This window comes from Peribacillus sp. NPDC097197, assembly GCF_050278025.1.
Classification (GTDB): domain Bacteria; phylum Bacillota; class Bacilli; order Bacillales; family DSM-1321; genus Peribacillus.
Genome location: NZ_JBNNST010000007.1, coordinates 173,434 through 198,641, shown reverse-complemented (window position 1 = coordinate 198,641; position 25,208 = coordinate 173,434). Strand labels below are relative to the sequence as shown.

Annotated in this window: 28 protein-coding genes and 2 pseudogenes; 13 read left to right on the top strand and 17 right to left on the bottom strand. The window is 40.1% G+C overall.

The annotated features are described in order from the left end of the window. Nucleotides 1–47: 47 nt before the first annotated feature. Nucleotides 48–1,847 carry a hypothetical protein gene (locus ACQKL6_RS11795; protein ID WP_427651143.1) on the bottom strand — a complete coding sequence of 600 codons (1,800 nt, stop codon included), beginning with the start codon at nucleotides 1,845–1,847 and terminating at the stop codon, nucleotides 48–50. 261 nt (nucleotides 1,848–2,108) lie between these two features. Between ACQKL6_RS11795 and ACQKL6_RS11790 the strand changes: the two genes are divergently transcribed. Beyond that, nucleotides 2,109–3,521, top strand: coding sequence for a hypothetical protein (locus ACQKL6_RS11790; RefSeq protein ID WP_427651142.1), 1,413 nt, complete (start codon nucleotides 2,109–2,111; stop codon nucleotides 3,519–3,521). Between the two features lie 485 nt (nucleotides 3,522–4,006). Here ACQKL6_RS11790 and ACQKL6_RS11785 read toward each other — a convergent pair whose 3' ends face one another. From ACQKL6_RS11785 to ACQKL6_RS11765, 5 genes are all read right to left on the bottom strand, one after another. Next, a complete protein-coding gene (locus ACQKL6_RS11785) occupies nucleotides 4,007–5,275 on the bottom strand; it encodes an L-lactate MFS transporter (protein WP_402874188.1) in 1,269 nt (422 codons plus the stop codon). Nucleotides 5,276–5,495: 220 nt separating this feature from the next. Further along, nucleotides 5,496–6,251 (bottom strand): SDR family NAD(P)-dependent oxidoreductase, encoded by a 756-nt coding sequence (locus ACQKL6_RS11780; RefSeq protein WP_402874184.1) that lies wholly within the window; start codon nucleotides 6,249–6,251, stop codon nucleotides 5,496–5,498. A gap of 239 nt (nucleotides 6,252–6,490) precedes the next feature. Beyond that, the gene (locus ACQKL6_RS11775) at nucleotides 6,491–7,093 is read right to left on the bottom strand and encodes an Ltp family lipoprotein (protein ID WP_427590864.1); all 603 of its coding nucleotides are present in this window, start codon (nucleotides 7,091–7,093) and stop codon (nucleotides 6,491–6,493) included. A 206-nt stretch (nucleotides 7,094–7,299) separates the two neighbouring features. Further along, nucleotides 7,300–7,944, bottom strand: a complete 645-nt coding sequence (locus tag ACQKL6_RS11770) for an FMN-dependent NADH-azoreductase (protein ID WP_427651141.1) — start codon at nucleotides 7,942–7,944, stop codon at nucleotides 7,300–7,302. Nucleotides 7,945–8,213: 269 nt separating this feature from the next. Beyond that, a complete protein-coding gene (locus ACQKL6_RS11765; RefSeq protein WP_402874177.1) occupies nucleotides 8,214–8,363 on the bottom strand; it encodes a hypothetical protein in 150 nt (49 codons plus the stop codon). A 118-nt stretch (nucleotides 8,364–8,481) separates the two neighbouring features. On the opposite strand from ACQKL6_RS11765, the gene ACQKL6_RS11760 reads away from it, so the two are divergent. Beyond that, nucleotides 8,482–9,006 carry a GNAT family N-acetyltransferase gene (locus ACQKL6_RS11760; protein ID WP_402987109.1) on the top strand — a complete coding sequence of 175 codons (525 nt, stop codon included), beginning with the start codon at nucleotides 8,482–8,484 and terminating at the stop codon, nucleotides 9,004–9,006. Nucleotides 9,007–9,164: 158 nt separating this feature from the next. On the opposite strand, the gene ACQKL6_RS11755 is transcribed toward ACQKL6_RS11760, so the two are convergent. From ACQKL6_RS11755 to ACQKL6_RS11745, 3 genes are all read right to left on the bottom strand, one after another. Continuing rightward, nucleotides 9,165–9,992, bottom strand: a complete 828-nt coding sequence (locus tag ACQKL6_RS11755) for an STAS domain-containing protein (RefSeq protein ID WP_427590989.1) — start codon at nucleotides 9,990–9,992, stop codon at nucleotides 9,165–9,167. 317 nt (nucleotides 9,993–10,309) lie between these two features. Beyond that, nucleotides 10,310–10,471, bottom strand: coding sequence for a hypothetical protein (locus tag ACQKL6_RS11750; RefSeq protein ID WP_402874171.1), 162 nt, complete (start codon nucleotides 10,469–10,471; stop codon nucleotides 10,310–10,312). Nucleotides 10,472–10,584: 113 nt separating this feature from the next. Then, the gene (locus tag ACQKL6_RS11745; RefSeq protein WP_402874169.1) at nucleotides 10,585–10,905 is read right to left on the bottom strand and encodes an antibiotic biosynthesis monooxygenase family protein; all 321 of its coding nucleotides are present in this window, start codon (nucleotides 10,903–10,905) and stop codon (nucleotides 10,585–10,587) included. Nucleotides 10,906–11,135: 230 nt separating this feature from the next. Between ACQKL6_RS11745 and ACQKL6_RS11740 the strand changes: the two genes are divergently transcribed. From ACQKL6_RS11740 to ACQKL6_RS11730, 3 genes and pseudogenes are all read left to right on the top strand, one after another. Then, nucleotides 11,136–11,363 carry a hypothetical protein gene (locus ACQKL6_RS11740; protein WP_427651140.1) on the top strand — a complete coding sequence of 76 codons (228 nt, stop codon included), beginning with the start codon at nucleotides 11,136–11,138 and terminating at the stop codon, nucleotides 11,361–11,363. Between the two features lie 96 nt (nucleotides 11,364–11,459). Next, a pseudogene (locus tag ACQKL6_RS11735) lies at nucleotides 11,460–12,539 on the top strand (CotH kinase family protein); the annotation flags it as partial. Between the two features lie 12 nt (nucleotides 12,540–12,551). After that, nucleotides 12,552–12,965: an SET domain-containing protein gene (locus tag ACQKL6_RS11730; protein WP_403124848.1), complete on the top strand. Its 414-nt coding sequence runs from the start codon at nucleotides 12,552–12,554 to the stop codon at nucleotides 12,963–12,965. 124 nt (nucleotides 12,966–13,089) lie between these two features. On the opposite strand, the gene ACQKL6_RS11725 is transcribed toward ACQKL6_RS11730, so the two are convergent. Next, nucleotides 13,090–14,043 (bottom strand): ABC transporter permease, encoded by a 954-nt coding sequence (locus ACQKL6_RS11725; RefSeq protein WP_427651163.1) that lies wholly within the window; start codon nucleotides 14,041–14,043, stop codon nucleotides 13,090–13,092. Next, complete coding sequence (locus tag ACQKL6_RS11720) at nucleotides 14,043–14,975, bottom strand: ABC transporter ATP-binding protein (RefSeq protein ID WP_427651139.1); 933 nt, start codon at nucleotides 14,973–14,975, stop codon at nucleotides 14,043–14,045. The genes ACQKL6_RS11725 and ACQKL6_RS11720 overlap by 1 nt, the downstream gene beginning before the upstream one ends. 406 nt (nucleotides 14,976–15,381) lie before the next feature. On the opposite strand from ACQKL6_RS11720, the gene ACQKL6_RS11715 reads away from it, so the two are divergent. After that, on the top strand, nucleotides 15,382–15,891 hold the full coding sequence (locus tag ACQKL6_RS11715) for an SH3 domain-containing protein (RefSeq protein WP_403080457.1): 510 nt from the start codon (nucleotides 15,382–15,384) through the stop codon (nucleotides 15,889–15,891). A gap of 410 nt (nucleotides 15,892–16,301) precedes the next feature. On the opposite strand, the gene ACQKL6_RS11710 is transcribed toward ACQKL6_RS11715, so the two are convergent. The 4 genes from ACQKL6_RS11710 to ACQKL6_RS11695 are packed head-to-tail and all read right to left on the bottom strand — an operon-like array spanning nucleotide 16,302 to nucleotide 18,101. After that, on the bottom strand, nucleotides 16,302–16,763 hold the full coding sequence (locus ACQKL6_RS11710; RefSeq protein WP_427651138.1) for a VOC family protein: 462 nt from the start codon (nucleotides 16,761–16,763) through the stop codon (nucleotides 16,302–16,304). 47 nt (nucleotides 16,764–16,810) lie between these two features. Further along, nucleotides 16,811–17,146: a VOC family protein gene (locus tag ACQKL6_RS11705; RefSeq protein WP_402987123.1), complete on the bottom strand. Its 336-nt coding sequence runs from the start codon at nucleotides 17,144–17,146 to the stop codon at nucleotides 16,811–16,813. A gap of 38 nt (nucleotides 17,147–17,184) precedes the next feature. Next, a complete protein-coding gene (locus ACQKL6_RS11700) occupies nucleotides 17,185–17,589 on the bottom strand; it encodes a PH domain-containing protein (RefSeq protein WP_402987125.1) in 405 nt (134 codons plus the stop codon). Further along, a complete protein-coding gene (locus ACQKL6_RS11695) occupies nucleotides 17,589–18,101 on the bottom strand; it encodes a DUF1572 family protein (RefSeq protein ID WP_427651137.1) in 513 nt (170 codons plus the stop codon). The genes ACQKL6_RS11700 and ACQKL6_RS11695 overlap by 1 nt, the downstream gene beginning before the upstream one ends. A gap of 158 nt (nucleotides 18,102–18,259) precedes the next feature. Here ACQKL6_RS11695 and ACQKL6_RS11690 point away from each other — a divergent pair, with 158 nt between their 5' ends. Then, nucleotides 18,260–18,907 carry a glycosyltransferase gene (locus ACQKL6_RS11690; RefSeq protein ID WP_427651162.1) on the top strand — a complete coding sequence of 216 codons (648 nt, stop codon included), beginning with the start codon at nucleotides 18,260–18,262 and terminating at the stop codon, nucleotides 18,905–18,907. A gap of 129 nt (nucleotides 18,908–19,036) precedes the next feature. Then, the gene (locus ACQKL6_RS11685; RefSeq protein WP_427651136.1) at nucleotides 19,037–19,624 is read left to right on the top strand and encodes a GNAT family N-acetyltransferase; all 588 of its coding nucleotides are present in this window, start codon (nucleotides 19,037–19,039) and stop codon (nucleotides 19,622–19,624) included. A 252-nt stretch (nucleotides 19,625–19,876) separates the two neighbouring features. On the opposite strand, the gene ACQKL6_RS11680 is transcribed toward ACQKL6_RS11685, so the two are convergent. Next, nucleotides 19,877–20,023: a hypothetical protein gene (locus ACQKL6_RS11680; protein WP_403124704.1), complete on the bottom strand. Its 147-nt coding sequence runs from the start codon at nucleotides 20,021–20,023 to the stop codon at nucleotides 19,877–19,879. Between the two features lie 154 nt (nucleotides 20,024–20,177). Between ACQKL6_RS11680 and ACQKL6_RS11675 the strand changes: the two genes are divergently transcribed. The 4 genes from ACQKL6_RS11675 (at nucleotide 20,178) to ACQKL6_RS11660 (ending at nucleotide 23,625) form a co-directional block, all read left to right on the top strand. Continuing rightward, a complete protein-coding gene (locus tag ACQKL6_RS11675; RefSeq protein ID WP_427651161.1) occupies nucleotides 20,178–21,443 on the top strand; it encodes a right-handed parallel beta-helix repeat-containing protein in 1,266 nt (421 codons plus the stop codon). Then, nucleotides 21,440–21,970 (top strand): nitrous oxide reductase accessory protein NosL, encoded by a 531-nt coding sequence (locus ACQKL6_RS11670; protein WP_427651135.1) that lies wholly within the window; start codon nucleotides 21,440–21,442, stop codon nucleotides 21,968–21,970. Before ACQKL6_RS11675 ends, ACQKL6_RS11670 begins: the two co-directional genes overlap by 4 nt. A 150-nt stretch (nucleotides 21,971–22,120) precedes the next feature. After that, nucleotides 22,121–22,933: an ABC transporter permease gene (locus ACQKL6_RS11665; protein ID WP_427651134.1), complete on the top strand. Its 813-nt coding sequence runs from the start codon at nucleotides 22,121–22,123 to the stop codon at nucleotides 22,931–22,933. Then, the gene (locus ACQKL6_RS11660; RefSeq protein ID WP_402874135.1) at nucleotides 22,930–23,625 is read left to right on the top strand and encodes an ABC transporter ATP-binding protein; all 696 of its coding nucleotides are present in this window, start codon (nucleotides 22,930–22,932) and stop codon (nucleotides 23,623–23,625) included. The genes ACQKL6_RS11665 and ACQKL6_RS11660 overlap by 4 nt, the downstream gene beginning before the upstream one ends. Nucleotides 23,626–23,627: 2 nt before the next feature. On the opposite strand, the pseudogene ACQKL6_RS11655 reads toward ACQKL6_RS11660, so the two are convergent. Next, a pseudogene (locus ACQKL6_RS11655) lies at nucleotides 23,628–23,753 on the bottom strand (hypothetical protein); the annotation flags it as partial. Between the two features lie 624 nt (nucleotides 23,754–24,377). Between ACQKL6_RS11655 and ACQKL6_RS11650 the strand changes: the two are divergent. Beyond that, a complete protein-coding gene (locus tag ACQKL6_RS11650) occupies nucleotides 24,378–25,175 on the top strand; it encodes a peptidoglycan-binding protein (RefSeq protein WP_427651133.1) in 798 nt (265 codons plus the stop codon). Nucleotides 25,176–25,208: the final 33 nt, after the last annotated feature.

Here is a 25,208-nt window from a genome sequence, read left to right as displayed (position 1 = left end):
CATTGAACAAGCCGTGCGCTCCTTTCAAGGAGTACGCACGGCTTCTTTTATTTCTTCGGCAAATCTACATTCGTGAACTGATCGACGGGAACAATCTCTTCTTCCATGTCCATCACGTTCAAGATGACCCGGTCTCCTACCTTGGTCAAGACTACATCGGACAATCCTTGAACGGAAGGATCAATCGAGAACCTTTTGCTGCTTCCCTCTACGATAAGATAGAACACATATCCACTCGAAAGATTGGCATCGTTGATTCTGATGACTTTCCCTTTGATCTCTTTCATTTCAAATCCTTTTTGGGGCGTCACTCCATTGACTTTCCCTAAGGAGGCGATCAGTTTCTTATAGTTCCGGAATGCTTCATCTTTGTTCTTTCCGAAAGCTACTTGAGGATTGTCGCTATTGGCATACACGATGGCCACCCCTTGGAACTTGCTGCCTTTTGTAACGGGGATTACATAGGTCGGTGCCCCGTATATCGTATAGAACACGCCATTGGTCGCTTTCCATCCTGGATATTTGGATAAGAATTCACTCGCATTGGCGTTCGATTTTGCTTCTTTACCGGTTAAAACGGATGTCACGCCTTTATAATATGTCATTTCACCCGTCTTGGCGTTGAACACACCGTAACCTACCAGCGTTTTCGAGTTCCCTTTTGATTTGGCCCTCGTGAAATCGACGACATAAATCAACTCGCCTTTATCATTAAAGGTGACTTGCATATTTTCCTCATTCGGAAGCAAGACATCTTTTTTCGGACCGATGAGTGATTGGTTTTTCCACCCGTGAACATATTTTCCCCAATAGCTCCAATATTCTAGAGCCGTTTCCTCAGTGAAGGTTCTGTCCACCCATTTCGGTTCTTTTCCTAAGGGATAGAAGGTCGTGTCGCCCGTTTCCGGATTCACCAAGACCACCCCATCCACGACGGACCCACTTCTGTATTTCAAATAATGGCCAACCGAAGCTACAAAGAAAGGCTTGCCTTCTTCATCTGGCTCCAGGTATGAATCGTAGATGACTTTGGTCGGATAGGATTTACGAATCTGTCTTTCTACATCATAATCCAAATACTGCGACGGGGCATACAGCATCTTCCCTTTCACCGTGCTCGCACCTTTATCGGTCGCTATGGCCGAAATCAAATTATATCCTGGCGTGTATTCGGCTTTTCCAGCTTTCAGGAATCCGTCCATTTCAATGGGAGAAGTATACGTCAATTCGCCATTGATATTGGTCAGACGGTATTCACCTTCCGTGAAATATGAGGCATTCTGGATTTTATTAATGGCAGCATCGCCCTTTGCATCAGCCATTTTCACCGTCACTAGTGGCATCGTTTTAATATCTTGGACTTCCTCTAGTTTATTCTTCTTTACGACATCGGCTAACCCATGAAGGTTCCCGGCAATCGTAAGGGGATAAAACAGCATGATCACCCAAGTGGCAATCAGCAATAAACCGATGATATACATGGCATGGACATTCCAAGGCGTTCTGACTCGCTTCGAAACGCCTTGTTCCCGGTCACGTCTTTTTAGGGAAGGTTCTTTATCCCTCGATAGGTACAAGCTTGCGTCCACGATAAGGAACAACCCAAATACTATGGCCAAGTTGGAAAAGAACGCTTCGACCGTTTGGTCTAGTAGATTAATATCGATGATAAAAAATAAAATGACAGCGGCCAGTAATAGCCGCAGAACCTGTTCAGTGAAAAAGAGCCAATCTTTTTTCCTGACGGCTATGGACCACCTTTGCGGAATGAGGGAAAGTCCCAATAAAGCAAACGGAAGCTTCGTCACAATCCCTTTTAAGATGAATACTAGTAATGAAAATATCATGATTACAAAAAAACTCCCTTTATCTATTTTTCTAATTCTACCTAATTTTAACACAACTAATCAGCCACTTTTGCCTCTCCCCTACAAACCTATACATTTTCAAAAAAATATTTTTAGAGCATGCTACTTTTTCCTTTTTAAAGTTTATATAGACGGTGAAGTGATTCTTTTCGAAAGCTTCAATAAGATGAAGAACAATTTGGTTAGATCATACCCTCTGCCCAATGGATGTAGGCGGATACTAAAAGGAGACGGAACCGGATGATTTATGAAGAAACGTACCATTACTTATTGAAACATGTATCCTCCACTGAATTTGATGCGTGTTTGTACTCTTTGCTGCATAGTGATTGGGATGGGGTCATTCAGAGCCCGCTTCATGCAATGGCAAGCAGTTTGGGGACATCAGAAAAATATTTGAAGCAGATCATCAGGAAATTCACGTCACCAAAAGGAGACCTTCCGCAGGTTTTCGTACCCGTTCAACAAGATGGGGATGCTTTATATAAGTTCAACCTTGGACCGACAAGTAACCTTGGCTTTAACCGTAAGACCGATCGTTATTGCAAGAAATACCGTTTCTTTTATCATGAGGCTTTCAAAGGGTTGACGATTTCAGCAAAACGTCTGTTGCTGATGGCCGCTTACCGGATGTCGGTTTCAAAATCGGAAGAAGTGATGTTCGATTATCATGAATTCGTTTCGGACTCCACTTCCCTATTCACAAGACAGCGCCTGTTCGAAGCGATGGATGCCATCTATGAAGCAGGCTTAGGCGATCTCGTTACGATTGCTTTCACAAGCAAGGCTTTCTCCAAGAAAGAAGTGATGATGTTTACCTTTAAGGAAGGGACGCTTGGAGAGTATCGCGAAAACCGTGGCGAGCGGGCAGGACTGCGCCGGACCATTTTCAATGCGGGCTTTCCTGGCCATATCAGCGATGCCGTCTGCATGGAGTTGGAACGGGTCGGGAAGTACATTTTCCGCTCGTTTCTTAAAGATGCAAAAAAAGCGGAAGCTCCGAGCGATACGCAAAAGGAACTGCTGACCCTTGCGCGATTCGTCTATTCACAAGCACTCAAGAAATTCGGCAAGGCCTTGCGTGCCAACAAACCATTGCTCACTGAACCAAAACAGGCATCGGCTTATTTAAGCACGATTGTCTATAATGAAACATTAGAACAAATGGCGAAGTATGCGCACCAGGCCGAGTCCATCAAGTCCCTGCTTGACCGTGAACATTTTCATAAAGAGATTTCAGAGAAGGCACTTGGACGGGAAGTGAACTATATGGAAGTGAACCAACACATCGAACCGATCCGCCTCAAGTTTCAGCAAGCGGACTTCATCTATTCCATACTGAACGGCTGGTGCGAAGAGTGGCTCATATCCCGCGTGAAGACGGCGACCGAGACAATCGAAACAGAAGAGGAAATGACTGCACCGACAACCAACCCGGTACCCACAAGGACCGATTCGGAATATATCATAGCGCTTAGAAATGATACATATGATCAATTGGACAAACTGCTCGCTTTAATCGGAAAGTTCGGCAACGCTGCGGTATCGCCGTCCAACCAGCAATATACACTAACGAGGAAAAAGGAAACCATCCAATCCTATTTCGCCATACAACGTGATCGGCTCGATGCCTTTGCTGCATCCCCTTCTTAACATCACACTACCTTCCTAAGCTAGTGTTTTTTCCCCTGCCCTTTTTCACCATTTACATAGATTCATAACAGGAGCGGATTCCGCTCTCTTTTTTTGTCCTTTAAAGCGGCTGTGGATAAGAAGACGTGGCTGTGAATTAAAGAATTTCGTTTGTGGATTGTGGATATCCGCCTGTGGATGTCGGCTGATAGGATGTGAGTTGTGGATGGTATATGTGGATTGTGAATAGGTAGCCGTAAGTGATAAAAGAAGTAGTTCCAAAACCAAGTCATACCAAGGGTTTGGGCATGCAAGTTATCTAAGGGTCTAAAGAATGGGTCTGAAAAGAAAGAACTGAAAAAGATCCTGACTAATCGTTTGAATAAGGAGATGAATCGGTTTCATCGTTTAGGGCAAAATGAATGTCCTTAAATACTTACTTAAAAAAACCGCTGAGGAAGAAATCAGCGAGTTTCTTATTCTATCATTATACAAACTACTTACCATCAAACACTGATATCCTGGCTTTCGTTCGTCTGGATTTTTTTCAATCGGTTTATGTCCAGACGAATCAATAAGGAAACAATCAATGCAACGGCGAAAAAACCAGTGAATACGATTAAACTTTGGGAGTAACTCCCGGTTGTTTCCCTGATCCATGAAGCAAACATCGGACCCACGAGCCCAGCAGCTGCCCATGCCGTTAGAATATATCCATGAATGGCCCCTAACTGCTTCGTACCGAACAAATCTCCAATATACGCTGGAATGGAAGCGAATCCTCCACCATAGCATGTATAAATAATCGCTAATAAAATTTGATAGATAACCGGGTTATCCGTAATGATCAAGAGCGGGAAGGCAATGACCTGTATCGTGAAAAATATGGTATACGTATTCGGGCGACCAATGAAATCCGATACAGATGCCCAGCCAATCCGTCCAAGACCATTGAAGGCACCGAGCACGCCCACTAGTGCCGCAGCAGCAGCGGCGCTTAACCCAATACTTTCCTGGGCAAGCGGGGAGGCAGCTGAAATGATGGCAATCCCACAAGTTATATTAATGAACAGCATGATCCATAGATAATAAAACCGTTTTGTTTTAACTGCTTCGTTAGCGGTCAACTGCGAAAGATCTTGCAATGCCTTCACTTTGCCCGTTTTGATTTTCTCTTTATACCCTACAGGTAGCCAGCCTTTCTCTGGAGGCTCCAAGTAAAGAGAGGAAGCGATCATGATGATAAAGTAAGCGGTGCCAAGGATGAAAAAGGTAGTAGCAATTCCTACCGATTCAATCAGACCCTGGATGATTGGCGAGTTAATCAGTGCCGCAAACCCAAAGCCCATAATGGCTAGGCCAGTCGCTAGACCCCTGCGATCTGGAAACCATTTCACCAAGGTCGATACCGGTGCTATGTAGCCTACACCGAGCCCGATCCCACCGAAAACGCCATAAGAAATATAAAGGAGAGGCAAGGATTCTAGATGAATCGCTACACCGGACCCCGTAATACCTAAACCAAAAAAAATCGCCGAGAGGATTCCCGCTTTCCTAGGTCCATATTTTTCAACAAAATGACCAAGAAATGCAGCCGATAACCCAAGAAACAAAATCGCAATACTAAATGTTAAGCTAATATCAGTCAAATCCCAACCGAATTCGCTTGCAAGTGGCTTCGTGAATACGCTCCAAGCATACACCGAACCAATCGACAAGTGAATTCCCACTGCAGAAACGGCAATCAACCACCTATTCTTCGTCTTCTTCCCCATTCCCCAACATCCCCCTTACAAATGAACGAAACATCATACTTAGACAAAATACCCGTAGATTTAGAACAACCCACACGTAGAATATCTACAAAAATAGTAACATATGGATAATTATTAGACAATTCATTTAAAAAACAACCAGTTTAATGAACGAAGTGGGTAGGGGAACGTATTGAAGCATGATAAAAGCGCGTCGATAGAATCAACGCGCCCGAACATTTTAATGTAACATGATGGATCCACCGTCTACCATCAACGTTTGACCAGTAATATATTTACTATCGTCGGAAGCTAAAAATACAGCCACGCGACCGATGTCTTCCTCGGGATCACCCAAGCGCCCCACCGGAATACCCGCCAGCATTCCTTCATACATATCGGGATGCGCTTTGGCCCAAGCTTGCACGCCTTCCGAGTTGGCAATCGGAGAAATTAGATTGATGGTAATTCCAAATCCGCCAAGTTCATTGGCCGTGACACGGGTAAGACCACGAATCGCTTCTTTTGCCGCTGCATAGGCCGCTTGTGTCGGCTGCCCTTTAATCCCCGCCCCAGAAGCGAAGTTGATAATATTTCCCTTCGTTTCTTTTAGATGGGGAACGGCCGCCTGCATTAAATAGAATGTTGGATAAAACCCGGTATTGAATGATAAATCCAGATTCTCTCTAGTCGTTTCCATAAAGGGAATTTGTCTCGATACATGAGCATTATTAACGAGCACATTCAGCTTTCCGTATTTCTCCACAACCTGGTCCACTAACCCTTTTAACTCATCATGCTTCGTTAAATCGAATCGAATGAACATCGAATCAGGTGAGTATTGTTGCAACGAGGCCTCCACTTTCCTGCCTGTTTCTTCATTCACATCGACAATGACTACGTTTGCGCCCTCTTTCGCCATCGCATGAGCCATACCAGCACCGATTCCACCAGCACCACCAGTAATCAAGACCACTTTATCTTCTAATTTTTTCATATAAACACCTTCCTTCACCATGATTATTGCTTTTTCTAGTAATAAAATCAAAAATTTGTCTCTATATAATTAAACTACCCTTAAAACATATCCCCTATCAATCCCACGACCATGGGATTAAGTCGATGCACACGTTGTTTACTCAACTGGCATCCTCTATTGATTGTTTATCGTTAAAAAATCCAACAAAAAAACGCTGAATCAGATTCAACGTTTTTTGTTGGTATTTCATGTGAATATTATTCTAAATGATCCACAGCATATTGAGCTTCTTCTTTGGTAAACTTTTCCCCATACTCTGAAACCAATTGATCATAAACCGCTGCTTTTGACATATCCATTTCATCCACATACGTTTTTGCTTTCTTCAACGCATTTTCTTTCCAGTCAATTTCTATATTGTCGATAGCATATTGTGCCGCTTCTTCTGGGAATTTTTCTCCATGCTCTGAAACCAATTGATCATAAACCGCTGCTTTTGACATATCCATGTTTTCCGCATACGTTTCTGCTTTCTTTAATGCCGCCTTATGTTCGTTTGGTACATTATCTGCTGCTTTCTTATCATCTTCTACCTTTTTCTCGTCTTTTACCTTATTTGTCTCTGCCACTTTATTATCATTTTCTACCTTGGTATCATCATCTTTCCCGCCTAATGAAGTGATAATCACCAAGATGATGATTACTAAAAAACCGGTGAAAATTTTATGCCTCATAAAAAAATTACGTTGATCTTTTCCACAATGAACGCATTTCTTTACTCCTTTTGCAATTTCCTTACCGCAAGCTTTACACTTGGTCATCTGTTTACTCAAAATATTCCCTCGCATTTCTTCGTACATGTTTTTTAAATATACCTAAATACCTATATCATTATACCGTTTGGATTAGATAATCATATAAGTTATTAAGAATTGGTAGAAACTCGCATTTGTTCGTTGTCCTGACTCCTAAAAAAACAACATAAAATAGGGCCTTCTCCATTAATCAAAAACGGCATTTGAGTCGAAGCTCAAATGCCGTTTTTGATATTTACCCTATATATTTATTATGCTTCAACAGCCAATTCTACTAAGCGTTGTGCGGAAGCCTTTACTTCTTCCAACCCTGCAGAAATGATTTCTTGTGCTTTATCAGACATTGCATTGTGACCTTCGATGATGACCTCATCGATGATTTCCATGCCGAAGATGCCGCCAAATACGTTGCGCATGTAGTTAACAGCCATTTCCATCGGAGCCGCTTCCGGTGTTGAGTAAACTCCGCCACGAGCGTTTAGGAAGATCGCTTTTTTGTCAGTCATTAATTGAACCATGTTCCCATTTGCATCATATTTGAATGCAAATCCTGCCGCAAAGACATAATCGATGAATGTATGCAGTTTAGCCGGGATTGTTAAGTTCCATAATGGGAACGCGAATACCACTACGTCCGCTGCAGTGATTGCGTCCATTGCTTTTTGTTTAGCAGCCAAAAGGCGTGTTTCTATATCCGTTAACTCTCCGCCTGTTTGCACTTTGCCGAACGCGTTGAAAATTTCTTGTCCGAAGTATGGTGTATCTTCTTCAAACACATCGTACGTTGTTACATTTACGTCTTTGCCTTCTAATGAAGCCATGAACGTTTCGTACATTTTGCTTGAGATTCCTTCTGTTGCCGGACGGTTGTTTGCTTTTACTACTAATACATTCATTATATATTCTCCTCATTTATCCTATATTTAGTTATTTTAAAATAATGTATCTTTATTTCAAGATAATTATATTTTGTATCATCCATCCTATTCTGTCAACATATTAGATTTGTTTTCGTTATACTTTTATTATGTTTTAAATAACAATAACTCCATACATGTACCGTTTCTGCAGACAAAGTACTTTGTGCATCGACGATTGCGAATCGATCTACTTGCACCCCAAGCATAAAAAAACCGCTCGGCCCTTAAGGCTAAGCGGTTCTGTTCTAGTCTTGACTCTGGCCAGGATTGCTTCTCTTACGTTTTTCCGCAGAATACTCTTTACCGTGTGCTTCATGTTCGGCAATGATGGCTTCTTCTGGAATATGGTTATTCTTCTTCGGTGAACTGATGCGATTACGATGCTTTTTACCCATGATAATCCCCCCTTTAAGTAAAGGATAAGCATATCTTGTCCGGGAAACTGAAAAACATGTATAGGGCAGGATTCCTCTTCTCAAGGTCGAATAACAAGAATGGAAGGGGATGATACAGATGTTTCCGATACTCGAGACAGAAAGACTGACCTTAAGGGAAATTACCGAAAGCGATAGCCAAGAAATCTACCAGTGCTTTTCCAATGATGACCTTACACGTTTTTATGGGCAAGATTCGTTTGAAAGTATCGAACAGGCAAGGGAAATCATTGAAAAATTTGCTGAGAACTATAAAGAGAAACGGGCCATTCGTTGGGGAATCGAAAGAAAAGGGATACCTGGACTGATTGGAACGATAGGATTTCACGCCTACCTTCCCAAAAACAGAAGAGCGGAAATTGGCTATGAACTCCATCCGGATCATTGGAATAAAGGGTATATGACAGAGGGGCTCAAAGAAATAGCCGCCTTCGGTTTCAATGAGCTCGGTCTGACGCGTATCGGTGCGGTGGTGTTTACGGAAAATGTCCAATCCAGTCAGTTATTAAAAAAGGCAGGCTTTGCCGAGGAAGGGATCCTTCGAAAGTACATGTATCAAAATGGAGTCCCACACGATACGTATATGTATTCCTTGATCAAGTAGGGGAATGCATAAAGAGACTGCCAAGCATTTTCTTGGGCAGTCTCTAATTTCCAATCTCTCGTTGGACTCCATCGATAACGGCATTTCCATCATGTAGAACTTGTTTTTTCTCCGTAATTCCGGTCAAAATATAACCGATATTGAGAGATCACTTCATCTTATACGATTAAATAATCTTGCAACGCCTGTTGCAGCGTTCCTTTCGTTTCTGCTTTATTACCAAAGCACACTCCAGATCTCACCATTTTCGTAACGATCTCAGGACGGAGGCCAGTGATTACCGCTTTACACCCCATCATCGCCGTCCCATCCAGAATGTTCATTAACTTTCTAAGGACGGAAATTTCCATATCGACGATTCCTGATAAATCCAATATCAAAACTTGTATCCCCAGTTTTCCTATCTCTATCAGTACTTTTTCCTCGATGATATACATGCGTGATTCTTCCATATCCCCAATCAAAGGCAGGATGCAGATACTTGGGGTAATTGGAATGATTGGGACGGATAAGTTCTCCACCAAGTTCTGTTGCGATAAGATCAATCGATCCTTATAATCCGAGTAACGAATGAAGAACGCTTTAAGAAATTGGTCGACCTGTTCATTCACTTTCTTCTCTAAATCGAAAAACACTTCCACATTATTGAATGTATCTTGTAATTGTTCATATTCATATAGGAATTTCCATAACGTTCTGCGAATGGCCTGAACCCATTCCAACTTGAATGAAAGAGTCAAGGAGTGCGTGGCCCACGCTTCTCCCTCTTGTTCAGCAAAAGCAATGATGGCTGCCTCATTCTGTTCCACGATGTACCGAACCAGCTTATGCGCATTATTCAGAAGGTCCACATTCCCAACCAGCAGGATTTCCTCGATTTTTTCTCTAACATTGACTGCCTCTTCCAAAATTTGCTGCTCGAAATCATCCTTTTTTTCTAGGAGGAACTCCATGATTTTGTCTTCTTCATTAATGGAAAAGTTCAACATACCCACTCCTTTTTCGTCACATCTGTACTCCTAGATTTCTCTGTGACAGGAGGTTTTTCCTGCTAAATGCTAATAAAAATAGATAATGGTCAATCGGTCAGTTTTAAAAAGTCGAAATATCTGCAGTATACTTGTCATGCACGGTGACATTCGACCTCATTTTTTGATTCATTCGACCACGAATAGGATTTATTCAACCACGGGATCCATTAATTCGACCACCCGTTGTATTCATTCAACCACAGCCCTTAGTTATTCGACCACAGACAGAAAAATAAGCATAACTTTTCAGCTATGCTTACATACATTCATATTTATTCAGTCGTTTCTTTTTCGTCTTCATCACTATTATCACGATAGATTTCCGAGATGCCATTCATCCCGTTCAAAAGCTGTTGTGTCGTAAAGTCTTCGCCGCCGACTAAATTATCCTCACGTTTTTGCTTTTCATCTTTTTTCAAATTTGATTGATCCATGTGGTATTCACCTCCATGATATAGGGTGTCTTATCATGGAAGGAGTATGCATAAGTAGCCTTTCCCGTATATAAAAAAAGTCGCCATCATAAACATGCTGGCTGACTCATATCTTACTTTCCTGTCGATTTCACTGCTTTCACTTCATATAATCCGCCTTCTGAGCTGACGATATAATCAGGCTTTGGCTTGCCAAGATTGGCTTTATGTCCAGCAATGTGTGCGTCGCTCTTCTCCCACTGCTTCCAGTATTCCTCTGATTCCCAGCGAATCATGATGATTACTTCCTCATCGCCCCGTCGCACCTTTTTGACCAAAACACTTAGATCGACGAACCCTTCTTGCTTTTCAATCAAACCTTCTCTACTGAATTTTTGCACGATTTGATCTGCATGGCCTTCTGTTACCACTGTTTTTTTCATTTGAACGAACATAGTGCACATCCCCCATCCATTTGCTTTCTATTAACCAGTTTAATCAATAATGATTCTCACTGTCAATAAATAGTAACTTCAAGATGCCCATGTTTTTTGTGGGGGCTATCCGAAGTTATGTGACAAATATCCTTTCCCTTTATCATTTTTCGCCTGATTTTTCAAAAACACATTCAAGCTCGGACACCCCTGCATACTATACCATTAGCTTCATGAAAGGAGGGGTTTGAATGACGAAAGGAAAAAAAGGAAAAAAGGGTAAACATTCTACTGGACATAAGTCCACTGGCAGAACGTCTACTCGCAGAACGTCTACTCGCAGAACGTCTACTCGCAGTACGTCTACTCGCAGTACGTCCACTCGCAGTACGTGTACTCGCAGGACGTCCACTCGCAGGACGTGTACTCGCAGGACGTCTACTGGATGTTCAACAAGAAAAAGAAGAAATAGAAGATAAGTAAATGAATCATTGCGGTTTCAGCTTGATGAATAGTAGCCGCTTCATCAAGCTGAGACTTCTTTCTTAACAATAGTATAAAAGGTAGGTAATTGTATGAGCTATCATATTCCCTCATATTTCTTGACGATTGAAGAAGAAGATTTGGATCATTTACGGAAAAATGTATGGAGCGACAACCCGATTCCCGCTTATTTAAAAGTTGGTGAAAATTCCTATGATATCGATATGGCCTATCGGGGCTCTTATACACGGAAATTCCGAAAAAGGTCTTATTGGGTTGAGTTTATCGAACCTGAAAGATTCTTTGGCGCTCAAAAAATCCATCTGAATGCTGAATACAGAGATCCCTCGTTAATGCGCAACAAGCTTTCTCTAGATTTCTTCGAAGACCTCGGAGTTCTTTCACCACATAGTCAGCATATCAATTTAACACGTAATGATGCCTTAAAGGGCGTATATTTACAATTGGAATCCGTGGACGAATTTTTTTTAGAAAAAAGAGGTCTTCCCTCCGGACCCATCTACTACGCTGTCGGCAATGGTGCAAACTTTTCCTTGGAAAAAGACGAAAAACCAAAACAATCGCTTCTATCTGGTTATAAACGAGTGTATGGCATAGAGTCCGACGATATTTTCCTGCATGATTTCATTCAAAAAATCAATACAACCCCTCTAAGTAAATTACATGATGTCGTCGCACAGCATATCCATATGGATTCATACTTACGCTGGCTATCCGCAGCCGTTTGTACGATGAATAATGACGGTTTCACGCATAACTATGCCTTATACCGCAATAGTAAAACTGGTTTATTCGAAATCATTCCTTGGGACTATGATGCAACATGGGGACGGAAAGTGAGCGGTGGAATCATGGAGCACACGTACGTGCCTATCGAAGGAAAAAAGAAAAATCACCTGAACACCCTTCTCTTACAAGTTCCTGAATTTCGTAAACTCTATAAAGATACAGTAGAAGAAATCCTGGAAACAACATTCACGGTCGATTATATGGAAGATAAAGTACACACCCTCCATCAAGCATTACGCCCCCATGTCCTCCTCGATCCTTATAAGAAGGGGCAGATCGATGTATTCGATCAAGAACCTGAATTCATCTTTGACTTCATTCGCAAACGGAATGCTTATTTAAAAACACAACTAAAAACCCTAGATAAGGAACACATGAAAACGAATCAGGATTGGCAGAAAGGAGATGCCTCAGTGCCCCCCATTTGCATCAAACACACAGGAAAATATGGCCGTGGGATATTCGCTACACGGGATATAAAAAAAGATGAATGGATAGAATCATCCCCTGTTGTCGTTTCACCAAAAAAGGACTGGAAATACTTAAAGAAAACCTCACTATTCGAGCATTGCTTCTATTGGGGAGACGACGATACCGCGCTTGCCTTGGGATATGGTTCCTTATTTAATCATTCCTACACCCCAAATGCCCGGTTTGATAATAATGAAGAACGGATGACCATCGACTTTTATGCACATGCCGATATAGTGGCCGGGGAGGAAATCACCATCAATTACAATGGCGAGGTGGATGATACGGATTCCCTCTGGTTTGATGTGATTGAGTGATTTAACAATGACCGTTCCGTTAAGCGAACGGTTTTTTACTTTTTTAAACCTATCTTCTACCTCTTCCTTTTCAAAAAAAAACCGAAACCCCCAAAGGGATTTCGACTTTCCCAACGAATTACCATCAATTCGTAATATCCTTTTTTTGAAAGAAGAAAAAGGTTAGCGCTAAAAATAGGAAATAATAGACGGCAAGCACTCCTATTGAGAAACCAAGGGATGCCCCATCGAACATATTCACCGTTTCAGAGATATATCCTCTTAAATCGAGATGAGGGAACAGGACAAACTTTAACCACTCATTTTTTTCTATAAATGACTGAATGATCGCAGTCAACGTAGAAGAAGCAAATAAAATGAAGATAGCAATCCCCACCGCAAGGGCTTGGCTTTTAAATAATGTGCTTAACATGAAGGCGATGGCTGTGATCACCAAGAATCCCGGAATCCAATAGACCATCATATTCACAACATATTCGCCAACTAAAACAGGAGCGAATCCAAAAGAAGTCGGATCCATGATTTTATCTGTATAAGAACCACTTCCAAAGAATAAAAGACCAATTAGATAGCTGAATGCGAGTAAAATCACAAGTAATAGTGCCGCAAATAATAGGGAAGTAATGTATTTGGAAAGTAAGATCTTCCAACGTTTATAAGGCCTGATCAACAACTGCTTAATCGTTCCATCCGAAAACTCGGAAGACACCAGGGAACTACAAACGATGACGACAAATAAAGTAATGAATGAAGTGATGGATGTCGTCCATTCCGCCATATACGTCCAGTTCGTTTGAAGGTCTGGGTTTATGTTTTCCTTGAGAAGTTGTTCGTTAACTTCCATTTGTTCCTTGAAGAATTCCTTGTCTTCGTCATCAAATTCCGGACTTTTCATTTGTTTTTCCTGCTCTTTTATATCTGCACGCACATCTTGCTTCCAGTCTGCATCTTTATCGACTGGATTCAGTTTACTTTCTATAAACGCCGAGCCGATTACCATTAATAGAAGGAAACCAATAAACACATAGCTCGATTTTTTTTGAAAAATCTTCATCCATTCATTGCGTATCAAGGACATCATACCGTTTCCCTCATTCCCTGCTGTGTTATTTCAAAGAACTTATCTTCTAGCGATTTTCTAGTAACCACGATTTCATAGACATCGATTTGATTCTTTATGAAACTACTATTTATACGGGCCGTCTGTCCACGTGTCGCTGATACGGAAATGGATTCCGCACTATGCTTGATCACTGGAAGATTAGGAAACTCTTCTAGCAAAATCGTTTTTGCCCGCTCCCCATCGCTAACCGTAAAGGCCACTTCATGAATATCCTCTTGTTTTTCTTCTGTTCTTTTTTCTTCCGTATGTATCAATTTACCCTTTTCGATAATGGCAAAGGTATCACACATTAATTGCATTTCTGAAAGGAGATGCGAAGAAATCAACACACCCACTCCCTCACTTGCCAGCAACTTCAAATGATCACGGAATTCACGTATTCCTTGTGGGTCTAAGCCATTGGTTGGTTCATCAAAAATCAATAAAGATGGTTTATGTAAAATGGCCTGTGCTACACCAAGACGTTGACGCATGCCCAATGAATAGGTTTTCACCTTTTTATCGATGGCCTCTTCCAATTTTACGATCTTGATCACTTCTTCGATCCGCTCAGGGGAAATCTTATTATGTGACATGTGAGCATAATGCATGATGTTCTTTCTGCCCGTCATATATTTATAGAATTCTGGATTTTCGACAATGGCCCCTAGTTGGTTCATTGCCCCTTCAAAATCTTTATCAAGATCATGCCCCTTGATCATAACGCTGCCGCCCGTGCGATTAATAAGACCGGTAATCATCCGGATAATCGTCGTTTTCCCCGCTCCATTCGGACCAAGCAAACCGAATATTTCATTGCTTTTGATTTCAAAACTCACATCATCGACAATGACGTTTTTCCCAATTTTCTTCTTCAAGGATTGAACCTTAAGAACTGTTTCCGACATAATATACCTACCTTTTTTTGAATTGACCTATAAGTCACCAGTATAAACGTATCATAATATCCACTTATTTTCCATCTAGTTTATAAGTACGTCTTTATTTTAGGCTATGTTCTAAAAGAATGTTGCTACAAGTATTTAATAAAGAAAGAACGTTTGAAGGTCCTAAATCATTCTCATTTCTATTTTACGGATGCCTTTCGCCTTCTTTGTTTCTCCAAGGAACAGTAAAAAAAATGATAGTTAAATAACCGAGCTTGGTGAAAATTCCCCAAGTTCTTTTTTAAGATTACTACTTATTCAAAACCATTTTTGAAAACATAGTATTATATAACTACGCATGATATGATAAAAAAGGAAAAAAATTCTATAAAATAAATCTATGTAACTGATTAGGAGTGTTGTTAGAATGAAAAAAATTATCTCGATTTTTGCAAGTGTTTGTTTACTAACATTATGTTTATCATTCAATTCAACCGAAGCTAAAACCACAAGCTATGACAAAGCCTATGCAGCAACAGTCCTTTCTGTAAAATCTTCAGCAGGAACATCGTATAAAACATTGGGGAAAATTAAGGTTGGGACAATCGTAAAAGTATATGGTGGCGTACCTATCGGTAAGGATCAGGATAACTTGTCCTCTTCTGAACAATATGGCTGGTCAAAAATCAAATACAAAGGTAAATACGGCTATGTAAAAACACACGAACTCCACTTTGCTGATCCATATAAATGGTCACCAGGAGTAAAAACAAAAACAATTAACGAGATTAAGAAAAATTATGTTGGCAAAAAAGATAAAACCAAACTAGAAAAAAGTGATCTAGGTTATTATGATATGTATATACAATTTGATGGAAAAGGTGATTGGCATCAACTTGTATATATTAACTGTAAAACAGGCTGGTATCACGGTTAATTAAGTAATACCTTAAAAACTTAAAAAAGAGCCATATCTATTAGATATATTTAATAGGTGTGGCTCTTTTATCTCTTTTTAGGTGGAATAAGAATCATTCGTATTTAATCGTAAAAAATTATAGTCAGCATATTGAATGACTTTTTGTGAATCTACAAAGGAAATTCGAATTTTAATTTAAGATTATAGGTTAGAAAATGTTTCAGTTGATGGATATTCAGAAGTCCGTCTAAGTGCATTTGAAGGAAATCACGCTATATAATCATATGAGAAATGGGGATTAACTATAAGATTCGATCCGCCCCTTCACTATCTAATTTATAGCCTACTCTATAGAAAAACGTGTTATCGAATAGGAAGATTTCACAATACCTATATGTAATCAATTCATTTCATCTGCCTCCCATTTATTAAACCCTACGTCTTTTACTCCATTCCTCCAGGGACATCATGGTAAAGTCTTCTTCGACATCCAATCTTAAAGGGGTGATCAATTCAAGGGAGTTACCATCGGGATCTTGAAAATAGATGGCTGCGTGGGCATGAGGGTTATTAGGTAGAATAAGCGGCTGCCTATCAGGTGGAAAGTCGAAAGCTGTTTTTATCTGAATTCCCTTATCTCCCAGCCATTCTTTCGCATGTTCAATATCTTTTTTGTCCACATGTAAGGCAACATGCCTCAGAGAAGGGTGGTAAGGGGTTTGCACTTTATCCGTTTCCCACAACCCTAACCAACTACGCCCCTTCTCAATCCAAAAGAAAGCTAAGGTATCATTTTGATAGGCTAGTTCTAACTCCAGTTGTTCATAGAATTCGGTGGATCGAGCAAGATTTGATACAGGTAAATGTGCTTCATACAGGCCTTTGATCATGGGTTGGCTCTCCTCTGCTATGTCGGATAAAAAGGGTGTCTTCCCCTTCAACTCTTCGTTTTATCGATGATGCGGATTAGGTTTCCCGAGCGATCTTGAAAGATGGCGTATCTACCTGGTGGAATATCACATGGTTCCTTCACAAAATCCAATGTGCTGTTTTCATGGTAAAACCGGTCTACACTATCCACGATAAAAACGCCACCGGCCGAGAATCCTTCCTCATCATCTTCAAGCATTAACTGCACATCACTATCCGGAAGCTTTAACGCAACCGTATGGTCCCCTTCCTGCCAAGCTTCTTCAAATCCCAACACTTCCCGATAGTAACGGGATGAACCTTTTAAATATTTGACTGGATGACATAAAAAAGCTAATTTCATTTTCTCGCCTCCCACATATTTTTCATTCCTTAAGACCTTTATTTCTTCAGGACAATGACAATCGAGGGATTCAATTTCTTTAATTCCTCAAGGAACTTTTCACGATTTTCCGGGGAAATAAGCACCGTTTTGCCATTCCCATATAGGATTTCCAACCGGTCGAGTGAAAGCGCTGGCGAAGATAATGGATTAAAGGTTCTTCTTATCGATCTGATTTCATAGACCGGGATGATTTTATGAATGAATGCCGACCGAACGACCAAACTATTTCTCTCTATCACATAATAGGTCGTAAACCATATCCAAAGAATCAAACCGGCTACCGGCACGCCTATATATAGACTTGTCAGGTCTTGATCCGTGAATAGCGGGATGAAGACTGCGATGATTATCCCTAAGAAGACAGGGTAAGTCCACCAATCTTTCTTTGATTGAAATTTCATTAAAACTCTCCTTTTACTCGTTTTGGGATGGTCAAACTTTTCCAGGCATCCCCCTTTTGCAGCTTGGCTATATAGACGATCTGGCCGATATGGTAGGAATAGTGATACATTTGTCGCTCAAGGGCCTCAATCAAGGTATGGGGTTCTTTTCTAATGAATATGTCTCGAAGCAGATGTTCCTTCTTGATGGCATGCAAGGAATAAAGAAGGACATTCCATCCCTTTTCCCAAACCTCGATTAACTCTTTTCGACTGGTAATGGCAGGCTCGAATTCCGCATCTCGGTCCCTGGACGGTTTCTCCCCATCTGTATATAAAAAGTCCGTCCACCGTGAAACCATATTCCCGCTCATATGCTTCACGATGATGGCGATACTATTGGATTGCTCATTCGGTGACCAAAAAAGCATCTCCTCATCAAGCTGTTCCATCGCCTTATCCGCTGTATATTTCATATCCTTAAACCGCCATTTAAACACCCTAATATATTCAGAAGAAATATCGTTTGACATCTCACCATCCCCTTTGTATGTATTTCTCTATTAAAGGGGGATTTCCTTCTCTTTATCACTGATTGAATGGGATAAGTTTTAGGTGATTTAGGAGTAAAAACTGGAACTACATCAAATAATAAGCCAGTATTTCATCTTAAATAAAGGAGATGTTTTTTATTAAAAACCTGTTCATGAAGGTAACGTTATTGATTATGTCATTTGCCTTAATTTTCTCACCCCTACATACGGAGGCCAAAGGTAAAGCCAATCCTTCAAGGCAATGTATGGAAGAATCGTCGGTTCAACTGCAAAATGCTTTACGGAAGCTTTGGATCGATCATACGATCTGGACAAGAAGCTATATTGTCAGTGCCATCTCAGGCCTGGATGATCAAGAAAAAGTGTTAGCACGGTTATTACAAAACCAAGATGATATCGGGAATGCCATTAAGCCCTATTATGGGGAGGAGGCCGGTGACAAGCTGGCCCAATTGCTAAGGGAGCACATTGTACTTGCAGGAAAAGTGGTGGAGGCAGCAAAAAGCGGAAACCAAAATAACTTCAAGAAATACAATACAGAATGGTATAAAAACGCTGATGATATCGCCCTCTTTCTCAGCAAAGCCAATCCAAATTGGAGCAATGAAGAATTAAAGGAACTGTTATATATGCATCTGCAATTGTTGACAGACCAAGTGAGTGCCCGACTTAAAAAGGACACAGACGCTGAAATTGTTGCTTTTGATAAAGGAGAAGACCATATTATTATATTGGCGGATATTTTAACCAAAGGGATTATCAAGCAGTTTCCTAAGAAGTTTTAGATTTTGAACGAAGTATTTCATAGCAATAGCAATGGTAAAATAGCATTCTTTCATTGAATGCTATTTTTTCTGTATCTTTTTATAATTCCCTATATAATGGTAATAACTAATAGAACAAGAGGTGATAAAATGGAAAATCCATTCAAAAATTTTCCTACTTTAGAAACAGAACGCCTGATCCTGAGGAAAATAACGTGGGAAGATGCTGAAGATATTCATGTTTACGGTTCTGATGAAGAAGTGACAAAATACGTCACGTGGGATAACCATAAGACACTGGCTGATACTAGAGATTTTATTGACTTTGCCATGGCACAATATGAGAATAAGTATGTCGCTCCGTGGGGAATCCAGTATAAAGCAACCGGGAAGATCATCGGAACCATTGATTTTGTCTCGTGGCTGGTGGGGCATCGTGTAGCCGAAATCGGGTATGTACTTTCTCAAGATTATTGGGGTAAGGGAATCATGACAGAAGCTGCCAATGAAGTGATTGCCTTTGGCTTTAACCGGATGAATGTCGTTCGAATTCAAGCAAGATGTTTCGTAGAGAATACAGGATCCGCACGGGTGATGGAGAAAATAGGGATGTCATTTGAAGGAACCTTGAGAAAAGGCATCTTCGCAAAAGGAAAACATCGAGATCTTAACATGTACTCCATACTACAAGAAGAGTTCTCCCCACTTCATCAGCCCAAAATGGAAAATAACATTTAAGCAGCTTGTCCTTTCAAGCTGCTTTAGTTGGTGGAATGATCGATGAATACCTTGTAAATTTCATTTCTGTCATTACCAATATCCACTCGTTATACTTCTCATAAACTCCTCCCCTTTTTTTAACGCATCAAATAAATTTATGATATCCTCTAAAACCGTAATCATTACAATTTTCACATATGGTTTGAATTTTAGTCGCTTCTAGTCCATCCATTACAGGTATTTAAATATCCATTTGGATCATATCAGGCATTAATTCTTCGGTACGTTTAATCGCTTCTTCTCCATTTTTCCCTTCTCCAATAATAAGAAAGTCTTCAATTCTTCTAAGATTCCTCGAATTCCTTCTCTTGCCTTCTCTTTCAATAGAATGATCATCATATTATTTAATCTTTTCATTCTGTCTATACTAATGTTATGAACATTTACACTTCAAGGAAATGTTGTCTGTACACCATGAGCATGGTTGGTATCCTCATTAAATTTATACATTTATTAGCTAGACTAACATGTGAATCAATTCGAGAGCGAGGAGACTAAAGAAGTGAAATTAATGTATAATATCCTGTTTCTCCTCTTATTATCCTGTTGCTTGCCAGCCGTATCAGAAGCCACAAGCCCTTTACAATCTAAAATTGATGAAGCTCCAAACGGTGCCACGATTAAAATAGAGGAGGGAGAGTATGAGGAGACAGTAATAATCTCCAAGCCAGTAACCCTAGAAGGAACAGGTAAAGTCCTTCTTCGCTCTTGTGAGAATGAACCGGTCGTTACCATTCTCAACAAGGGTGTTACTCTAAAAAATATCATGGTGGAACATTGTGGGAATGAAAAAGAAGACGCAGCTATCTATGTTACGGGGTCCTATCATACTCTGGAAAAATTAAACATTAAGACGAAGCATTTAGGGATTAGGCTCGACAATGCAAATGACGTGACAATCCAAGACAGCGAGATTATTGGCAAATATCGAGGGAATGGAATCGATTTATGGAAATCTAACCGCAATAAGTTTGAAAACCTTACTATAACGAATGTTTCTGATGGGATTTATTTAGAGCAAAGCGACAAGAATATCTTACGCGGAAATAACATCCAAAAATCCCGTTACGGTATGCATCTCATGTTCTCCAATGATAATATACTTGACGAAAATGTATCTACATTAAATACAACAGGCACGGAGTTAATGGAATCAAAACGGACAGTCGTTAGTAATAATCAGTTTTCTTCTAATAATAATAGTGTGAATGCTCAAGGACTGTTACTATATTTAGCTTCTGATACTGAGGTGACCGGAAATGAGTTTATATCCAATCGAGTAGGCATTTTTATCGAAAAAGCTGAAAACAATCGATTGAAATCCAATAAAATCATGGACAATTTTACTGGAATACAGTTTTTAAAATCGAATGGAAATAAGGCAATGAATAATACATTCGTCGGAAATGTCAACGATGCCCAGGCAATAGACAGCTCAAATAATCAACTGGACGGTAATTATTGGGATTCAGCTAGTAAGGTTGATTTAGATGGGAATGGCAAGAGTGATATTGTCTATACTGCCGACCCATATTTTCTTACCTTAACAGCGGATGTTCCGGAATATCAACTATTTTTCCAAGCACCGGGAATTATCATGTTACAAAACATGTTGAAAAGTCCATTTGAACAGTTATTAATAGATTCAGCCCCTCTAATGGACATGACCATGGAAGTAAAAAAAGAACAATCATCTCGTTTTAGTTTATGGTTTATGAGTGCAGTGATGATTGTAGCAAGTTGTAGTTTATTTATATTTGGGAGGAAAAAACGATGAAGAAAAAACTATTTAGTTTCCTTGCAGTGGCAGGAATAATTATGAGTATCACAGCATGTGGGAATGATGAGGTTAAACCTGTTGCCATTAATGAAGCGACGGACACTTGTGAAACATGTAATATGGCCGTTATTAACGATCAACATGCTACCCAAATTATTTTAGATAATGGTAAATCCATGGTTTTTGATGATATAGGCTGTATGTATGATTGGGTTCATGCTAATGAAAATAAAAAAATTGATGCTCAATTTGTCCGTGATTACAACGATAAAGAATGGATTTTAGGAAAAGATGCAATTTATGTATACAATCCATCGGTTAAAACACCAATGGCCTACAATGTACTATCATTTAAAGATAAAGCTTCCGCTGAAGAGTTTGCCACTGCAAATGAAGGCAGCCAGCTAATGTCTGCAAACGATTTAGCTGACCATGGGTGGGAGCAAAACCATGAAATGATGCAGAAACATAATATGAAGGACCATTCACATTCAGACGGTGAAGAAGATAGCGGTTCCCATTAAAGAATAGGGGCCAGTTCCATTTTCGGGCTGCCCCTATTTCTTTATCAGGTATCTAGGTATCTGACCGTTATATATTGAGATGATTGGTGAACTACATGTTAGACATATAAGATACTGAAGTAGAAGATTGTTCGAAAAGAGGGAATAAAGATGTGGAATATTTGGTTTTCTGAACTGCGCATGACCGTACGACAGCGATCGTATTATTCTTTCTTGGGCTTGTGGGTCGCTGTATTGTCTCTCTTATTTTTATTGCAAAGCAGCTCCCCCTCCTTAACTGGTTATACCAATACGAGTGGTACTATAATCAACGTCGCTTTATATATCATCCCACTTTTCATGTTGATCATTGGTTCCTTTTCAATCGCTAATGAGATGGAAAATGGACAATGGCGGTTATTGAATACCTATCCGTTATTTACTTTGTCGTACATAGTGGGCAAAATAGGTGGTCAATTCACGGCTCAAGCGATCGTTTTCACGTTCAGTTATGGAATTAGCTTGGCCATAGGGATAGTGAGTGGGAATATTTTTTCCAGCGACTGGCTTTTATCTATTTACTTTTTCTCTATTACTCTAATTTTTTTCTTTCTCATCCTTGGGGTAACCGTAGGGTGTATCGTATCGACAAGGTGGCAGGCATTATCAATTTCCGTCATTATCTGGTTTTTTCTAATCATGATTTGGCCGACTGCATTGATTGCTATCTTAGGTTTGCTCCCTTATCCTTGGATTGCCCCCATGATGAAATTTTTCTTATTTGCAAATCCCGCTGAAATCATTCGGGTGTCCTTTGTCATGTCACTTGATGCAGGGGCAGTTTTTGGTCAAGCATATGATTCACTTATGACTTTCTTAGACTCTCCTTTCGGAATTATTATCTATATATTATATGTCATTGGATTTTTGTCACTGACGTTATTATTTTCGATGCTCATGCTGGAATGGAGGAAAAGGCGATGACAGGATTAAAAGTGGATGGTGTCTCGAAGGTTTATAAGAAAAAGACGGCATTATATCCATGTTCTTTTGAAGTAACAGAGGGAACTTGTATCGTATTATGCGGTGGAAATGGTGCTGGCAAAAGTACATTATTACAAATAATTGCGGGTCTTCTATATCCATCTAGTGGTACAACTTCTATTAACGGAAAAGTCATTAAATATGATCGCGAGAACTATTTAAAAGAAATCGGTTTCATGCCTGATGACTTCCAAGCCCAGGAAATGATGACAGTTGAAGAGTTCCTTAGTTTTTATGGATCTTTACGGAAAGTGAAAAGCGAAAGGATTAATGAAGTAATCGAGTTGATAGGTCTTGTTGATAAGAAACGTGAACTAGTAAAAAGTTTGTCTAAGGGCATGCGGCAACGATTATTGTTCGGGCAATCCATTTTAGCCAAACCGAATGTTTTGCTACTGGATGAGCCCACTAATGGATTGGATCCCTACTGGGTTAACCAGTTCGTTGAAATTCTTAATCAGATTAAAAAAAATGGTACAATCATTGTTTTTTCTACCCATATGATGGATGTAGCAGCCGAGACGGGAGACATTATTCTATTTATGAAACAGGGGGAAATCATTCAGATAATCAAGAATGAGAACAGATTAGAAGAGACGACAATGAAATTGTTGAAGCTTCATCGCCAATAGGATTCCTTGCTTTTCTTTACGTGTAACGGATTAAATGCAACAAACTTCATCTCATTTTCTTTTAAAATGTGAGCTAAGCTCAGCCAATATTGCCCGGTAGGCTCCATGACTATCATCACTTTTCCCATACAATCTAACTCTTTCCAACTTTTACACAAGAAAAGAGACACAATGCCTTATTGGAATATTCTTGCTAAAATTAATCAACTTGCGAATCAGTCGATAACTTTTACAAAAATCACATGAATGAAAATGGATAAGAGAATGCCGGCCACTTAACTATAATTAGGTGGCTTTTTGCTGTATGCCTTGATTTTGGGACATTTTTTATCATTTCACTAGCAAACTAGCTTATGATTTTAAAAGATAATGACTCTTTTTCAGTAACCCCTTATCCGTTTCATCCATGTATCAGTCAAGATTCAGGTTATATCAGTCAATGGAGACTTTTTATCAGTCAATGGAGACTTTTTATCAGTCAAACTCGCCGATTTATCGGTCAATCTTGGCTTTTTATCGGTCAAAGGCCGGGAGCAAGATGAAATCACACAATTTTTCACATTTTTTATACAAAAACAACCAAATCCCATGAAACAAGGGATTTGTAATCACATCGAACCTCCCCGTTTTCTCAGATTCCGTTACATGTATTAACAGTTCTTTGGTCCCTTTGCGGTGTTTTTCCGTTCCCCGCACGAAAGAATCGGTAGCCAAACGAATTGTATACGTGAGATACAACAAGGAGGACAAACATGAAGAACATTATATGCATGATCATCACGGTTTCGATATTCATGATAGGATTAGCGATGCCGACTAAAGGTGAAGCGGCCCTTGGAGATCGCACGCTATCGCAAGGTACAAGCCATAGTGATGTAAAAGAATTACAAGAATTATTGCTGACAAAAGGGGTTTATCCCTATCATGAGGCAACAGGTTACTACGGTTCCATTACAAAAGAATCCGTGAAGGAATTCCAGGAAAAATCGAACCTGAAAGCCGATGGAATAGCAGGTTTACAAACGAATCAAAAAATACAGGTTCTTCGCACGGGGGACATCGGTAAGCACGTGGCCGATCTGCAAAGATTATTGAAGGTGTGGGATGTATACACGTCAACGGTTGATGGTATATTCGGCAGCGGTACAAAACAAGCTGTCTCCACATTTCAAAGACAAAAAGGATTGACCGCCGACGGAATTGCCGGGGCAAAAACCATGAGTAAGCTAGAAACGAAAGCTAATACAGTTAGTAACAGCTCAAAGACTTTGACCGTTTCAAGTACCGCTTACACGGCTAGCTGTGAAGGGTGTTCGGGTATTACGAGAATGGGCGTAGATTTGAAGAAATATGATGATGCAAAAGTAATTGCCGTCGATCCAAATGTGATTCCATTAGGTTCTACAGTGGAAGTGGAAGGCTATGGGAAAGCCCTGGCCGTCGATACTGGGGGAGCAATCAAAGGAAATAAAATCGATGTATTCATCCCTAAACAATCGGATGCTTTAATCTGGGGTAAAAAACAAGTCAAAATGACAATAGTAGATTAATAGTACTTCTAATAGAACAAAGGCAAAAAGAGC

Bases quoted from the DNA above. Each gene is read 5' to 3' on its own strand.
- ACQKL6_RS11715 (WP_403080457.1), top strand. From the start codon at position 15,382: ATGAAAAAAATTATCTCGATTTTTGCAAGTGTTTGTTTACTAACATTA.
- ACQKL6_RS11770 (WP_427651141.1), bottom strand. From the start codon at position 7,944: ATGAATGTATTAGTAGTAAAAGCAAACAACCGTCCGGCAACAGAAGGA.
- ACQKL6_RS11670 (WP_427651135.1), top strand. From the start codon at position 21,440: ATGAAGAAAAAACTATTTAGTTTCCTTGCAGTGGCAGGAATAATTATG.
- ACQKL6_RS11700 (WP_402987125.1), bottom strand. From the start codon at position 17,589: ATGAAATTTCAATCAAAGAAAGATTGGTGGACTTACCCTGTCTTCTTA.
- ACQKL6_RS11650 (WP_427651133.1), top strand. From the start codon at position 24,378: ATGAAGAACATTATATGCATGATCATCACGGTTTCGATATTCATGATA.
- ACQKL6_RS11675 (WP_427651161.1), top strand. From the start codon at position 20,178: ATGTATAATATCCTGTTTCTCCTCTTATTATCCTGTTGCTTGCCAGCC.
- ACQKL6_RS11710 (WP_427651138.1), bottom strand. From the start codon at position 16,763: ATGATCAAAGGCCTGTATGAAGCACATTTACCTGTATCAAATCTTGCT.
- ACQKL6_RS11680 (WP_403124704.1), bottom strand. From the start codon at position 20,023: ATGAAAAGATTAAATAATATGATGATCATTCTATTGAAAGAGAAGGCA.
- ACQKL6_RS11765 (WP_402874177.1), bottom strand. From the start codon at position 8,363: ATGGGTAAAAAGCATCGTAATCGCATCAGTTCACCGAAGAAGAATAAC.
- ACQKL6_RS11730 (WP_403124848.1), top strand. From the start codon at position 12,552: ATGAAAACGAATCAGGATTGGCAGAAAGGAGATGCCTCAGTGCCCCCC.
- ACQKL6_RS11745 (WP_402874169.1), bottom strand. From the start codon at position 10,905: ATGTTCGTTCAAATGAAAAAAACAGTGGTAACAGAAGGCCATGCAGAT.
- ACQKL6_RS11725 (WP_427651163.1), bottom strand. From the start codon at position 14,043: ATGTCCTTGATACGCAATGAATGGATGAAGATTTTTCAAAAAAAATCG.
- ACQKL6_RS11665 (WP_427651134.1), top strand. From the start codon at position 22,121: ATGTGGAATATTTGGTTTTCTGAACTGCGCATGACCGTACGACAGCGA.
- ACQKL6_RS11760 (WP_402987109.1), top strand. From the start codon at position 8,482: ATGTTTCCGATACTCGAGACAGAAAGACTGACCTTAAGGGAAATTACC.
- ACQKL6_RS11695 (WP_427651137.1), bottom strand. From the start codon at position 18,101: ATGTCAAACGATATTTCTTCTGAATATATTAGGGTGTTTAAATGGCGG.
- ACQKL6_RS11785 (WP_402874188.1), bottom strand. From the start codon at position 5,275: ATGGGGAAGAAGACGAAGAATAGGTGGTTGATTGCCGTTTCTGCAGTG.
- ACQKL6_RS11685 (WP_427651136.1), top strand. From the start codon at position 19,037: ATGGAAAATCCATTCAAAAATTTTCCTACTTTAGAAACAGAACGCCTG.
- ACQKL6_RS11790 (WP_427651142.1), top strand. From the start codon at position 2,109: ATGATTTATGAAGAAACGTACCATTACTTATTGAAACATGTATCCTCC.
- ACQKL6_RS11780 (WP_402874184.1), bottom strand. From the start codon at position 6,251: ATGAAAAAATTAGAAGATAAAGTGGTCTTGATTACTGGTGGTGCTGGT.
- ACQKL6_RS11740 (WP_427651140.1), top strand. From the start codon at position 11,136: ATGACGAAAGGAAAAAAAGGAAAAAAGGGTAAACATTCTACTGGACAT.
- ACQKL6_RS11660 (WP_402874135.1), top strand. From the start codon at position 22,930: ATGACAGGATTAAAAGTGGATGGTGTCTCGAAGGTTTATAAGAAAAAG.
- ACQKL6_RS11720 (WP_427651139.1), bottom strand. From the start codon at position 14,975: ATGTCGGAAACAGTTCTTAAGGTTCAATCCTTGAAGAAGAAAATTGGG.
- ACQKL6_RS11795 (WP_427651143.1), bottom strand. From the start codon at position 1,847: ATGATATTTTCATTACTAGTATTCATCTTAAAAGGGATTGTGACGAAG.
- ACQKL6_RS11775 (WP_427590864.1), bottom strand. From the start codon at position 7,093: ATGTACGAAGAAATGCGAGGGAATATTTTGAGTAAACAGATGACCAAG.
- ACQKL6_RS11705 (WP_402987123.1), bottom strand. From the start codon at position 17,146: ATGAAATTAGCTTTTTTATGTCATCCAGTCAAATATTTAAAAGGTTCA.
- ACQKL6_RS11750 (WP_402874171.1), bottom strand. From the start codon at position 10,471: ATGGATCAATCAAATTTGAAAAAAGATGAAAAGCAAAAACGTGAGGAT.